The following is a 13284-nucleotide window of genomic DNA, read 5'->3' as shown; positions in this document are numbered from 1 at the left end:
GGCAGTGTCTGACCTAACGTGCTTCGCACACGAAGATGGCGGTACCGGGAAAGACCGCACCTCGCTCAGGAGACCACTGGCCCCAAGTGATGTCGAGGCCCTCTGGCCACTCGGGTTCAATGAGGTTGCAGATCTCGAAAGAACCGCGAGCCTGCAGTGCTCGTACCCAATCACCCATCGTGCGGTGGAACTCGGCGTAGGTGAGCTCACCGTTAGCGTCCTGTTCTAGGTAGGCGCGCTCAAAATAGGACAGCTCCGCGGTGAGGTCCTGTGGATTGTCAGGGAAAACCCAACGCATAGGGTGCGGCACGGAAAAGACGAAGCGGCCATGAGGTCGCAGAACACGGTGGACTTCGCGCAGTGCCGCGTCTAGGTCGGCGACGAAGGGTAGGGCGCCGAAGGCAGAAAAGGCGATGTCAAAGACTTCATCACGATAGGGAAGAGCTAGGACATCAGCCTGAACGAGCGGTAGGCCACCCTCGGCATGGGAGAGCATGCCGGACGAGAGATCGAAGCCCGTCGCAAAGCGTGCGCGTCCTTGCAGCCACCGCGTGCAGGGCGCGGATCCGCAGCCGAGCTCGAGGACGGTCGCGGAGGAGACATCGCCAAGCAGCTGCGCATCAGCCTCGTGCAGCATCTCGGGGCACCAGTAGAAAGAGGATAGATACTCGGGATGTTCGGCGTGGTAGGAATCGGCGTCACGATCCCAAAAATCACGATTGGCTGAGGACGCAGAAAAAGTTACAGAAGACATTGATCTTTTTCGATTCTTATTCCATGGCGCATTTGCCGTTTTAGCTGCGAGGATGTAGGGTTGTACGGGCGTGTCTATGACTTGGGACGCGCTGGGCTACTGTAGGAGAGCTCAGCTCGGCTGCGAGTCGGGATTGAAATCCATCTTAAGTCTTGCGCATCTGCGCTGCTTAATGACGCTTTTCAAGAGACACGTAACTGTCCAATTACGATCTCCTACGTTTATTCGGAGCATAACTACATGCCAACTTCTAACACCCCTCAGGTTGCGATCAACGACATCGGAACCGCAGAGGATTTCCTCGCTGCCGTCGACGCCACCATCAAGTACTTCAACGATGGTGACATCGTCGAGGGCACCGTGGTCAAGGTTGACCACGATGAGGTCCTGCTCGATATCGGCTACAAGACCGAAGGCGTCATCCCGTCCCGCGAGCTCTCCATCAAGCACGACGTCAACCCGGATGAGGTTGTCGAGGTCGGCGACCAGATCGACGCACTTGTTCTCACCAAGGAGGACAAGGAAGGCCGTCTGATCCTGTCCAAGAAGCGCGCACAGTACGAGCGCGCTTGGGGCGCCGTCGAAGAGCTGCACGCCAAGGAAGAGCCGGTTACCGGTACCGTCATCGAGGTTGTCAAGGGTGGTCTCATCCTCGACATCGGCCTCCGTGGCTTCCTCCCGGCTTCCCTCGTTGAGATGCGCCGCGTTCGCGACCTGGAGCCGTACATCGGCCAGGAGCTCGAGGCCAAGATCATCGAGCTGGACAAGCAGCGCAACAACGTTGTCCTGTCCCGCCGCGCATACCTCGAGCAGACCCAGTCCGAGGTCCGCTCCGAGTTCCTGCACCAGCTGCAGAAGGGCCAGGTCCGCAAGGGCGTTGTCTCCTCCATCGTCAACTTCGGCGCCTTCGTCGATCTCGGCGGTGTCGACGGCCTGGTTCACGTTTCCGAGCTGTCCTGGAAGCACATCGACCACCCGTCTGAGGTTGTCACCGTGGGCGACGAGGTCACCGTCGAGGTTCTTGACGTCGACCTGGACCGCGAGCGCGTGTCCCTGTCCCTGAAGGCAACCCAGGAGGATCCGTGGCGCGTCTTCGCCCGCACCCACGCTGTGGGCCAGATCGTCCCGGGCAAGGTCACCAAGCTCGTTCCGTTCGGTGCCTTCGTTCGCGTCGAGGAGGGCATCGAGGGCCTCGTCCACATCTCCGAGCTGGCTCAGCGCCACGTGGAGGTTCCGGACCAGGTTGTCAACGTTGGCCAGGAAGTCATGGTCAAGGTCATCGACATCGACCTCGAGCGTCGCCGCATCTCCCTGTCCGTTAAGCAGGCAGACGAGGACTACACCGACGAGTTCGATCCGTCCAAGTACGGCATGGCTGACTCCTACGACGAGCAGGGCAACTACGTGTTCCCGGAGGGCTTCGACCCGGAGACCAACGAGTGGCTCGAGGGCTACGACGAGCAGCGCCAGGCTTGGGAGGCTCGCTACGCAGAGTCCGAGCGTCGCTTCAACCTGCACACCGCTCAGATCGAGCGCAACCGTGCTGCAGCCGCTGAGGCCGCCGAGTCCGCTGCCAACTCCAACTACTCTTCCGAGTCTCAGGATGCAGCTCCGGCATCCGATTCTCAGGCAGAGGTTGGCGGCTCCCTCGCTTCCGACGAGCAGCTTGCTGCTCTGCGCGACAAGCTCGCTGGCAACTAAAAACTAAGTCCTCTCGGATAGGCTCCGCCGCTTAGTCCGAGACGATGTAGTTCTTGCAGAAAGGCCGCTTCTCCCCGCTGTGGGAGGGGCGGCCTTTCGCGTATCCTAAGCCGGTATGAAACTCATTGGACTCACCGGCGGAATCGGCAGTGGAAAATCGACTGTGGCGCAGCTTCTCGTGCGCCACGGCTGGGAATTAGTGGATGCCGATCAGATAGCCCGGGACATTGTTGAACCGGGTCAACCAGCGCTCGCTGAGTTAGCGGACGCTTTCGGGGAGGATATCCTTCAAGCCGATGGAAGCCTCGATCGAGGGCAGCTGGCTTCTCGCGCCTTCGCCAGCCGGGAGAAGACCAATCTCCTCAACTCCATTACGCACCCGCGTATTCAGGAGGAGACCCAGGCCCGCTTTGACTCCGCGCGCCGCGCTGGAGCCGATTTCGTGGTTTATGACATGCCGCTCCTCGTGGACAAGGGTCTACACAAAGATATGGACGCCACCATCGTCGTTGACGTTGAAGCGGCGGAGCGGGTGCGCCGTCTTGTGGAGTATCGCGGGCTGGATGAGGAGGATGCACGCCGCCGGATAGCGGCGCAGATCCCAGACGATGTGCGTCGTGCCGCTGCTGATTTCATCATTGATAACAACGGTGCTCGCGATAAGCTCGATTCGCAGGTTGACGGGCTCGTCGAAAAGCTCCGCGCTTTCCTAAGAGCAAGCAGCGCTACGTGGTCAGAAAGCTAGTGGTATTTGGGTTTTCTTTGCTTTCTCTTGCAGAGGCCGGAGTAGTGCACATCACGTATCCTGCGCCGGAGAGCGCCAACTTTTAAAGGATATGGTGGCCAAAATTTACCTTGTGCTCGCACCCCGTTCACTTTCCCTGCTTAATCTGCACCTTCATGGGAACGTGGGATGTTGGGCCTTTTGATAATCACGCCGCGTGCGAAGTGCTCGCGGCAATCCGTGATGGCTCCTTCGATCTTGATACGTTTAAGAGAAGCTGCGTGGATTCTCCCATCGATGTCGACGATGCTGGGGTAATCATCGCCCTGGGTGCATTGGCCACCACGCCTGTAGATAGGCTCCCCGCTGGAATTAGCGCGGATGACGTCAAGGTATTGCGCACACCGCAGACCCGGGCCTGGTTGCGCAAGAAAATCAACACAGCGATGGAACCCAACAGTTCCCCGATTTATGCGCTGTGGGAAACCACGGGTGAGCTTGAACTGTGGTTGCGCAGGACGCGCGCCGCGTTGCCCTAAAATGCAGTGAGGTCTCGTTCCACAGGCACAGATGAGGCAGGTTGCCCAGCCTGTGGGGCCTAGCAGGTTTCGTGGTGGGCGCGTTAGACTGGTCAGCATGGCTTTTGCTGCTGAACACCCCATCCTGCCCGTCTCCGAACATCGCCCTGTTGGTGAAATCGAGCGGCGCTCAGCCGAGTTCCGTGTTGAGTCCGAATTCCAGCCCGCTGGCGACCAACCCGCCGCCATCGCGGAACTGGATGAGCGTCTCAGCCGCGGCGAGCGGGACGTGGTACTCATGGGTGCCACGGGTACCGGTAAGTCCGCGACCGCCGCCTGGCTCATCGAAAAGCAGCAGCGTCCAACACTCGTGATGGCGCCGAATAAAACGCTGGCAGCGCAGCTGGCGAATGAGCTGCGCCAGCTTCTCCCGCACAACGCGGTGGAGTATTTCGTCTCTTATTACGACTACTACCAACCGGAAGCCTATATCGCGCAGACGGATACCTACATTGAAAAGGATTCCTCCATTAACGGGGACGTGGAACGCCTGCGCCACTCCGCCACGTCAGCTCTTTTATCCCGCCGTGATGTGGTTGTGGTTTCTTCTGTGTCGTGCATCTATGGCCTGGGCACGCCGCAGTCCTATCTCGATCGTTCTGTTGTGCTGGAGGAAGGGGAGGAGATCGACCGGGATCGCTTCCTGCGCTTGCTCGTGGATATCCAGTATGAGCGCAATGACGTGGGCTTTACGCGCGGAACCTTCCGCGTCAAGGGCGATACCGTGGATATTATCCCCGCCTATGAAGAGCGCGCTGTGCGCATCGAGTTCTTCGGCGATGACGTGGACGAGCTCTACTACATCCACCCCTTGACGGGCGACGTGCTGGAGCGGGTCGACGAGGTAAGAATCTTCCCCGCAACGCACTATGTAGCTGGGCCAGAGCGCATGGCTCGTGCCATCGAGGACATCAAGGAGGAACTCACGGAGCGCCTCGCGGAGCTGGAGAACCGCGGCAAGTTGCTCGAAGCGCAGCGCCTGCGCATGCGTACCGAATATGACCTTGAGATGATCGAACAGGTGGGCTTTTGCTCCGGCATTGAGAACTATTCGCGCCACGTTGACGGACGTCCCGCTGGTTCCGCGCCGGCGACGCTCTTGGATTATTTCCCCGAGGACTTCCTCACTATCATCGATGAGTCTCACGTGACCGTCCCGCAGATCGGCGGCATGTTTGAGGGCGATATGGCCCGCAAGCGCAACCTCGTGGAGTTTGGCTTCCGTTTGCCTTCTGCCGTAGACAACCGGCCGTTGACCTTCGATGAGTTTGAGGAGCGCGTGGGCCAAACCGTCTACATGTCGGCCACACCAGGTGACTTCGAAATGACGGCTTCCGGCGGCGAGTTCGTGGAACAGGTCATTCGCCCCACCGGCCTCGTAGATCCCAAGGTGACGGTCAAGCCCACCAAGGGCCAGATCGATGACCTCATCGATGAGGTCCGCGCCCGCACCGCTAAGCAAGAGCGTGTACTGGTCACCACCTTGACTAAGCGCATGGCAGAAGACCTCACCGATTACCTTCTGGAGCATGGCATCAAGGTGCGCTACCTCCACTCGGATATCGATACGCTGCAGCGCGTGGAGCTATTGCGGCAGCTGCGCTTGGGTGAATTCGATGTCCTCGTGGGCATCAACCTGCTGCGCGAGGGCCTCGACCTCCCTGAAGTGTCACTCGTCGCCATTTTGGATGCCGATAAGGAAGGTTTCCTGCGTTCCACTACTTCGCTTATTCAGACAATTGGCCGCGCCGCCCGAAACGTCTCTGGTGAGGTCATCATGTACGCGGATAAGATTACGGACTCGATGCAGGAGGCCATCGAGGAGACTGAGCGCCGCCGTGAGAAGCAGATTGCCTATAACAAGGAGCACGGCATCGACCCGCAGCCGCTGCGCAAAAAGATCGCCGATATCTTGGATCAAGTCTATGAGAACGCCGACGAGCAAGGGCAGGACGCGGATCCCACGGCGATCGTCGACAAGCCGGATGTGTCCTCCATGGCTGCCGACGAGGTGCAGGCGCTTATCGACGACCTAACGACTCAAATGCGCGAGGCAGCCCGCGAGCTCAAGTTCGAGTTAGCAGGGCGCTTGCGCGATGAGATTGCTGATCTGAAAAAGGAGCAACGCGGTCTTAAGGAGGCCGGGATCTAGTGGCGCGCGTCAGGGCTCAGAGTTTTGCCCACTCAATGTGCGGGTAAAACCCATCTCTGTGCAGAAGACCGTGTCATACTATTAAGGATTAATCGCTACTTATAAGGAGAATTATGCTGAGCTACAACGTGATCGCCGTCGGAACCGATGGCTCGCAGACTTCCATGCGCGCTGTCCAATCTGCCGCATCAATGGCGCGCGCCTATGACGCCACGCTGATTATCGTGTCCGCTTTCTACAACCACTCGGGTTCGATGCTCGGCGCCCCGAACTCAGAGGACGCACGAGTACCGGTGGTGAGCGAAGAGATGTCCGAAAGCTTCCTCAACAATGCCGCGGAGATTGCGCACGGTGAGGGTGCGAAGCGCATTGAAATCATTGCTAAGTCCGGTGATCCTGTGAATTCGCTCCTCGAGGTGGGCAAGGACTACGACGTGGATATGTTCGTCGTGGGCAACAAGGGAATTCACTCGGTGCGGGGTCGCGTCTTTGGCTCTGTAGCGACGGAGCTCACTCGTAAAGCCCACGCCGACGTCGTGGTGGTCAACACCACTGACTAGGACAGAACATGGCGCGCTGCGCCTCGTGCGCGCTGATCGACGTGAACGCGCCAGCGTTGTTAGACTAGCGGGTGCGCAAAAGCTTTAAAATTTTGTCAAGCGGTGGCCTCATGGTTGGGGCCAGCGAAGAAAGGTCATCATGAGCGATTACAACAAGATCGTGGTCGGCACCGACGGTTCCAAGTCCTCCCTGCTTGCAGTGGAGCGCGCCGCCAAGATCGCCGCAGCCTTCGATGCCACTCTCATCATCGGTTGCGCCTACTACGAGAACCAGGAGCAGGCTTCCAAGACTTTGCGCCAGGATTCTGTGACGATTCTCGGTGATGAGAAGGCCCAGGCCAACCTCGCCTCCGGCAAGGAGCACGCAGAGAAGTTCGGCGTGACGAAGGTGGAGACCGCTGTGCGCCCGGGCACCCCGGTTCAGGCCCTGATGTCCATTGTCAACGACAACAAGGCAGACCTGCTCATCGTGGGTAACCGTGGAATCAATTCCCTGACCGGCCGCCTGCTTGGTTCGGTTCCGGCGGATGTCGCACGTCAGTCTGATTGCGATGTCATGATTGTCCACACCGTCAACTAACGCTTCATTGCGTTCACGGCGCGCAGCGCTCAGAGACCTTCAAAGAAGAAGCCTCCTGGGCCGCTGCGCGCCTTTTCTTATCGTCCTAACTGGAAGGAAGCGTGCGGTAGGCACGGGCAAGGGCGTTACCGTCAGTGCCTTGAATGAGCGGAATATTGAAAGAAGACTGTTCGTTGACCTTCACCAAGGGAGCGAGCGAACCATGGGAGAGCAGCTGCTCCTGCGGGGTGAGGTTGCGTATGGCAACTGCGGCCACATGGTTGGGGTGCTCCGCTGCCGCGTCGGCATAGGTTAAGGGATCGTGCTGGCCATCATCACCGATGAGCAGCCAACGCAGTTTGCGGAAAGCGATGAACAGGTTTCGCAATTGGACGCGCTTGTGCTCGAGGCCATTGCGGAAGAGGCCGGTGGGTGTCGGCCCCCAATCCGTCAGCAGTAGCGGGCCGCGAGGGAACCCGTTTTCCGCCATGAAATTCACCAAAGTGTCATAGGTGTTCCACGCACCGGTGGAGAGGTAGATGAAGGGAGCCTCTGGGTGCTGTTGGGAGATCTCGCGGTAAAAGCTGGCCATGCCTTCTACGGGTTTGCGCGTATTGGTGCGCTTGACCCAGGAATTCCACGCCGCAATCATCGCGCGTGGTAGCCACGTCACCATGATGGTGTCATCGATATCGCTGACCACACCGAAGGTCGTGTCTTTGTCCACGATGAGGACCTCCGCGCTGGCCTCCGCGGCGCCCTTGGCACGGATGGTGACCCCGTGCCAACCGGGTTCTAGCCCGTGGTCATGGACTAGCACGTCGATATAGCCGTTGTCGTTCGTGGCGCCCGCTACCGTCTTCCCGCCAACAGTAACTTCGACCTCGTGGTGAGTGACTTGGATGGTGAAGAACTGGCGGTATCCGCGTTGAGCCCACGTATCGCGCTCTTCGGCGGCAGGGTCATGCATGAGAACCCGCCCCAGCACGTGGACGAATTCCTCATTGCCGTAGCCGGCATAGCCAGTAACACTGGGGCGCCAGCCCTTGCGTGCTGAGCGCTTGAGAGAATAAGCATTCGCGGTGGATTCGACTTTGCGGGCGATATCGGAAAGTGCCATGCGCACCAGATTAACGGAAAACCTCCGCGTAGCGGCCGGCGATGGTGAGGGATTGCGTCGCACGCGTCAGCGCCACGTAGAGATTGTGCAAGCCCTGCGGGGACGCTGCCACGATGTCATCCGGGTTGACTACGGTGACGTGGTCAAACTCCAGGCCTTTGATCTGCTCAACATTGGCCGCGGTGATCACAGCGCGTAGGCGCCCGTCAGCGTCCTGGATGGTTGCTGGCTGCAGGTCGCTCTCGCCGTCCTGCCAGATAACGTCCACACCGTCGCGCACCGCGATTCCTGGCGTGGCCTCCGGGTTAATGGATTGAAGGAGTTGGTTGGCCAGCTCCGTGATCGGGCGTGGGGTTCGGTAGTTAACGCTCAGGCCGTGCAATCGGAAGCGCTGGCCGACGAAAGGTTCGAGTGTCTCGCCCCAATCATCAACGCCGGCGGGGGCTCCAGTCTGGGAGGTATCGCCGACGAGCGTCATCCACCGGGAGGGGCTGCGACGGAAGATCATGCGCCACTCCATCGGGGTCAGCTCCTGGGCCTCATCGACGATGACGTGCCCGTAGGCCCACGTGTAGTCCTCGCGGGCACGTTGAGCGGTGGTGCGGGAATCCCGAACTTCGTGGCGTCGAGCGAGGTGCTCGGCATCGATGACGTCGTGGGCGGAGAGAATCTCCGCTTCGAACATGTCATCATCGTTGTCGGTGGAATCGGAGGAGCTCAGAATATCGAGGGCATCTTCTGCTTCAGCAACTTGCTCACGCCATTCCTTCTCCTCGGCAGCGCGTTCTGCCTCTGGGTCAGGCATACCGATGAGGACAGCGAGCTCGTCGAGAAGCGCAGCATCGGACGCCGCCCAAGCCCTGCCATCCTCGCGGTAGAGGGCACCTCGGGTTTCCTCATCGTAGGCGCTGGCCGCCGAATCGATGCGTTCGGTGCTGCTCAGTAGTTCGGCGAGTACCTCGGTAGGCGCGAGATGGGGCCAGAACTCGTCGATGAGTTCTGTGACCTGTGGTTCCTCGGCTAGATCATCGTGGAGCTGGTCCACGTCCGCGCGGGAGAGCAAGTTGGCGCCTCCCAGCGGATCAGAACCGATCCGTTCGGCCATCTGTTGGGCCAACGATTCGATGAGGTGTTCCGCAAACGCCGCTTGAGCATCGTTGTGCGGCTTGCGGGAGCGCCGTGCGCGGGTTCGTGCTGCCTTCACCATCTGGGGGTCCACGGTGAGCTCGAGCCGATCGATCTCCAGCGTGCGCGGATGCTCGGGCAAACGCTGGTGGTCCTTCACCGCGTTGCCGAGGATCTCCACCATGGCTTCGGAACCCTTAATCTCGCGGGCGAGTAGAGACTCAGCGTGCGTGGCCTCGATGCCGGGGAAAAGGGAAGAAATGGTGGAGAGCACAACGCCGGTCTCACCAAGTTCCGGGAGCACTCGGGAAATGTATTCCAGGAAGGTGGAATTGGGGCCCACGATGAGCACGCCCGTGGCGGCTAATTGTTCGCGGTAGGTGTAGAGCAAGTAGGCCACACGGTGCAGCGCTACCGCAGTCTTGCCGGTTCCTGGTCCGCCTTCAACTACCATGACACCGCGCGTGCTGTCACGGATGATTTCATCTTGCTCGCGCTGGATGGTCTCCACGATGGATGGCATATGGCCGGTTCGGGCGCGCTGCATGACGTGGTGGAGGGCGGATTCGCTAGCGACATCGCTGCTTTCTGCAGCGTTGTCTCCTTCGAGGATCTCGTCGCTGATACCGGTGACAGTGCGACCAGTAGTCCTGATGTGCCGGCGTACGTGAACCCCTTCAGGGTGTGCAGTGGTTGCCAAGTAGAAGGGCCGTGCCATCGGGGCACGCCAATCCAAAAGAAGCGTGCGGTAATCCTCCTCCCGGGCATCGAGTCCCATACGGCCGATATAGCGGCGGTCTAGGCCTTCTGGGGTGGGGTTATCGCCAGGTGCATCAATGTCGATGCGGCCGAAAACTAGACCGAGTTGGGCGATGTTAAGCCGATCTAATTTTGCTTGCAGGCCGTGGTATTCGGTTTCGCGGCGCACGAGCGCATCAGCATCTGGGGTATGAGGGTCGACGGCTGCTTGCACCTCGTTGAGGCGCACATTGGCGGCGTGGACCTCGTTGTCCAGACGCTCGAAGAGGCCATCGACATAGGCTTGCTCGCTAGCTATTTCCGCGCTCTGCTCGCTCGCGTGGGCGTCGACTTTCCCGGTGTGAGTCGCGAATGAAGATTCAGACACAAGGCTCCTTGGGTGCGTATGAAGACTTCTCGTGGACAGACGGGAAGTTAAAAGGAGATAAGGATGGGTGGACAGGAAAAAGAACAACGGCCCAGCATACTAGCTGAGCCGTTGATGTCTCCACCGCGGTCATTATCGCGGTGTGTTGCGGGGCTTTCCGCAGCGTAGGAGGGAGAGCTTAGAAGCGGTCTCCAAACTTCTTGAAAGCCTTATCCAGCTTCTTGGAAGCTTCCTTCTGCAGCTTTTCGGCGCGCTTGCGAGCCTTCTTCTGGGCACGCTTTCCATCGAGCGAATCCGCCTTGGCCAGTGCTTCGTCAGCGCGGTCCTGTGCCTTGCCGGCTGCCTTTACCAGACCCTTGCGGGCGGTTTCGGTGTTGTCACGTGCAGCGTCGAGCCAATCATCCTTGTTGTCTTCAAAGAACTCACGAGCGGTTTCAGCCTTGTCCTCGACGAAGGAGCGCGCGGAGTCGATGAAGTCCCGGCCAGCGGACTCCCAATCATCACGGTTGTCCTCGACGTATTCCTTGGTGGTTTCGAACCAGTCATTGGCCTTGGTGGTCACATCAGAAGAAATCTCGTTGGCGCGGTTGGAGAAGTCTTCTGCGAACTTCTGCTGCTCGGACTTACCCGGCAGAGCCTGCTGGATCTTCTTGTTGGCACGCTCCGAGGCCTTGGCAGCACGCCAACGCACGGAGGGCTTGCCCTCAGTGTCCTGCGTAACAATGGCCAAGGCGCCAAGCAGGGCGGTGTTGGTGATGAAGCTGTTGCGCTGTGCTTCCTTGTCCTTCTTGGAATCGGCGGTCCAGAAAGCATTGCCCACCAGGTTAGGGACGTGGGTCAGCGCGAGCACTGCAGCCGAGGTACGCGGGGCCTTGCCCAGCGCCAAAGTGGTACCTGCAGCGGTCTTTGCACCGCCGAGTGCGCGGGTAACCAGCTCTGGGTCATTCGGGATGTAGCCTGCGTATTCGCGGGGCAGCACCTTGCGTAGGCGCTTGAGCACGGACTCGGTGTCCGCGACGTGCTCCGAGGTGTTGCGGAGCGTATCCACACCATCCCAAACAAACACGGAGGCCAGCATAGGACGGGCAAATTTACGAATCATAACGTGCTCCATTCAATAGATCTGTAAAGACGTTCGTCACACCATAGTACGCGGGTTAAACAATTGCCGCTGTCAGCGCAGCAGTTAATACGCAGTTACCAACGGCGCTTCCACCACGCATCTATGTGCGGGCGCTCCGCGCCAAGCGTCGTGGGTGCGCCGTGCCCGGGGCGGACGATCGCTTCGTCCGGGTAGACATCGAAGAGCCGACGGGTGACATCCTTGTACAGGCGCACGAAGTCACCTTCCGAGGTGGTCTTGCCCACGCCGCCGGGGAAGAGGGAATCACCGACGAAGAGGTTGGTAACGCCATCAATCTCTGCGGCAATGGCCGCACCTCCGGGGGTGTGTCCGCGCAGGATAATGACGGGCAGATCGTGGCCGGCGAAAGAAAGCGTATCGCCATGCTCCAATTCGACGTCGACGGGGGCGGGTAAGGCAGGCGAGTCCAAGAAAGAGGAGTAGTGCACGGCGCCGGTTTTATTCAGGACCTCTTTGAGCGCGCGCACGTGGTCCCAGTGGCGGTGCGTGGTGAGCACTGCGGTGATTTTAACGCCGTGCTCGGCGGCCAAAGCAAGCAGTGCCGGGGCGTCAGCGGAAGCGTCGATAAGCAGCGCCTCGTCACCAGCACACAACAGGTAGCAGTTGTTGTCCATTTCAGAAACGGAAATTTTATGAAGCTTCAGGGCGTTGTTCATAAGTCCAACCATACGGGTAGATTCTGAGTGAGAACTCTCTGAACACACATTCTTTTGTGTAGGAAGGCAGCAACTAGTGGCTGATCGTTTGGTCGTACGAGGTGCGCGTGAGCACAACCTCAAGGGCGTGGATATCGACATTCCACGCGATAACCTGGTGGTGTTTACCGGTCTATCAGGCTCCGGCAAGTCCTCACTCGCCTTTGACACCATCTTCGCCGAGGGCCAGCGGCGCTACGTGGAGTCCTTAAGCTCTTATGCGCGTATGTTCCTTGGCCAAATGGATAAGCCGGACGTCGAATTCATCGACGGTCTATCCCCGGCGGTGTCGATTGACCAAAAATCCACCAACCACAACCCGCGTTCCACCGTGGGAACCATCACAGAAATCTATGACTACCTGCGTTTGCTCTTTTCCCGCGCGGGTACTGCGCACTGTCCTGAGTGCGATGCCGTCATTGAGCGCCAAACCCCGCAGCAGATCGTGGATGAGGTCTTAAGCCACGAGGAGAAGCTGAAGTTCCAGGTCCTTGCCCCTGTGGTGCGCCGCCGTAAGGGCGAGTTCGTTGACCTCTTCGCAGACCTCGCGGCGCAGGGCTACTCCCGTGTTCGGGTGGATGGTGAGCTTTATCAGCTCAGTGATCCGCCGAAGCTGAAGAAGCAGATCAAACACGACATCGATGTCGTCGTGGACCGCCTGCAGGTGAAGGCTTCCCAGAAGCAGCGGCTGACGGATTCGGTGGAGACGGCACTGCGCTTGGCAGACGGCCTCGTCACCCTGGATTTCGTTGACCACGAAGAGCTCACGCACACCTACTCGGAAAAAGCTGCCTGCCCCAACGGCCATACGCTGACCATTGAGGAATACGAGCCCCGCGCGTTCTCGTTCAACGCGCCTTTCGGTTCCTGCCCGGTGTGCGATGGCTTGGGCACGCGCCTTGAGGTGGATGTGGATCTGTTGATCCCGGATCCGGATGCCCCGGCTGTGGAGGCCATCCAACCTTGGACGTCGAGCCCCAATGCGCGGTACTTTGTCAAACTAGTTGAAGGCCTAGCGAAAGCCCTGGACTTTGATCCGCGCACCC

Annotated in this window: 11 protein-coding genes and 1 pseudogene; 7 read left to right on the top strand and 5 right to left on the bottom strand. The window is 59.4% G+C overall.

The features are described from left to right. Positions 1-13: 13 nt before the first annotated feature. Positions 14-754: a class I SAM-dependent DNA methyltransferase gene (locus tag HMPREF2978_RS06760; RefSeq protein ID WP_070527477.1), complete on the bottom strand. Its 741-nt coding sequence runs from the start codon at positions 752-754 to the stop codon at positions 14-16. A 240-nt stretch (positions 755-994) separates the two neighbouring features. Between HMPREF2978_RS06760 and rpsA the strand changes: the two genes are divergently transcribed. The 6 genes from rpsA (at position 995) to HMPREF2978_RS06730 (ending at position 7049) form a co-directional block, all read left to right on the top strand. Next, positions 995-2455 carry a 30S ribosomal protein S1 gene (rpsA, locus tag HMPREF2978_RS06755; protein ID WP_070527480.1) on the top strand — a complete coding sequence of 487 codons (1461 nt, stop codon included), beginning with the start codon at positions 995-997 and terminating at the stop codon, positions 2453-2455. A gap of 115 nt (positions 2456-2570) precedes the next feature. Then, a complete protein-coding gene (gene coaE / locus HMPREF2978_RS06750; protein WP_070744744.1) occupies positions 2571-3200 on the top strand; it encodes a dephospho-CoA kinase in 630 nt (209 codons plus the stop codon). Between the two features lie 155 nt (positions 3201-3355). Then, positions 3356-3718 carry a DUF4259 domain-containing protein gene (locus HMPREF2978_RS06745; protein WP_246818739.1) on the top strand — a complete coding sequence of 121 codons (363 nt, stop codon included), beginning with the start codon at positions 3356-3358 and terminating at the stop codon, positions 3716-3718. Positions 3719-3815: 97 nt separating this feature from the next. After that, positions 3816-5909: an excinuclease ABC subunit UvrB gene (uvrB, locus tag HMPREF2978_RS06740; RefSeq protein ID WP_070527489.1), complete on the top strand. Its 2094-nt coding sequence runs from the start codon at positions 3816-3818 to the stop codon at positions 5907-5909. 113 nt (positions 5910-6022) lie between these two features. Then, positions 6023-6469, top strand: a complete 447-nt coding sequence (locus HMPREF2978_RS06735) for a universal stress protein (protein WP_070527492.1) — start codon at positions 6023-6025, stop codon at positions 6467-6469. 139 nt (positions 6470-6608) lie between these two features. Beyond that, positions 6609-7049, top strand: coding sequence for a universal stress protein (locus HMPREF2978_RS06730; RefSeq protein ID WP_010190091.1), 441 nt, complete (start codon positions 6609-6611; stop codon positions 7047-7049). Between the two features lie 85 nt (positions 7050-7134). Here the strand turns inward: HMPREF2978_RS06730 and HMPREF2978_RS06725 are convergent, their stop codons facing one another. From HMPREF2978_RS06725 to HMPREF2978_RS06710, 4 genes are all read right to left on the bottom strand, one after another. After that, positions 7135-8148: an App1 family protein gene (locus tag HMPREF2978_RS06725; RefSeq protein ID WP_070527624.1), complete on the bottom strand. Its 1014-nt coding sequence runs from the start codon at positions 8146-8148 to the stop codon at positions 7135-7137. Between the two features lie 10 nt (positions 8149-8158). Next, on the bottom strand, positions 8159-10399 hold the full coding sequence (locus HMPREF2978_RS06720) for a HelD family protein (protein ID WP_070527496.1): 2241 nt from the start codon (positions 10397-10399) through the stop codon (positions 8159-8161). 178 nt (positions 10400-10577) lie between these two features. Continuing rightward, positions 10578-11501: a DoxX family protein gene (locus tag HMPREF2978_RS06715; RefSeq protein ID WP_070527498.1), complete on the bottom strand. Its 924-nt coding sequence runs from the start codon at positions 11499-11501 to the stop codon at positions 10578-10580. Positions 11502-11596: 95 nt separating this feature from the next. Beyond that, positions 11597-12199: an MBL fold metallo-hydrolase gene (locus HMPREF2978_RS06710; protein WP_070744742.1), complete on the bottom strand. Its 603-nt coding sequence runs from the start codon at positions 12197-12199 to the stop codon at positions 11597-11599. Positions 12200-12275: 76 nt separating this feature from the next. Here HMPREF2978_RS06710 and HMPREF2978_RS06705 point away from each other — a divergent pair. Beyond that, positions 12276-13284, top strand: a pseudogene (locus HMPREF2978_RS06705) (excinuclease ABC subunit A); the annotation flags it as partial.

The organism is Corynebacterium sp. HMSC074C01, assembly GCF_001814605.1.
Lineage (GTDB): Bacteria > Actinomycetota > Actinomycetes > Mycobacteriales > Mycobacteriaceae > Corynebacterium.
The sequence above is the reverse complement of the archived record's forward strand: the minus strand, read 5'-3'. Positions and strand labels throughout refer to the sequence as shown.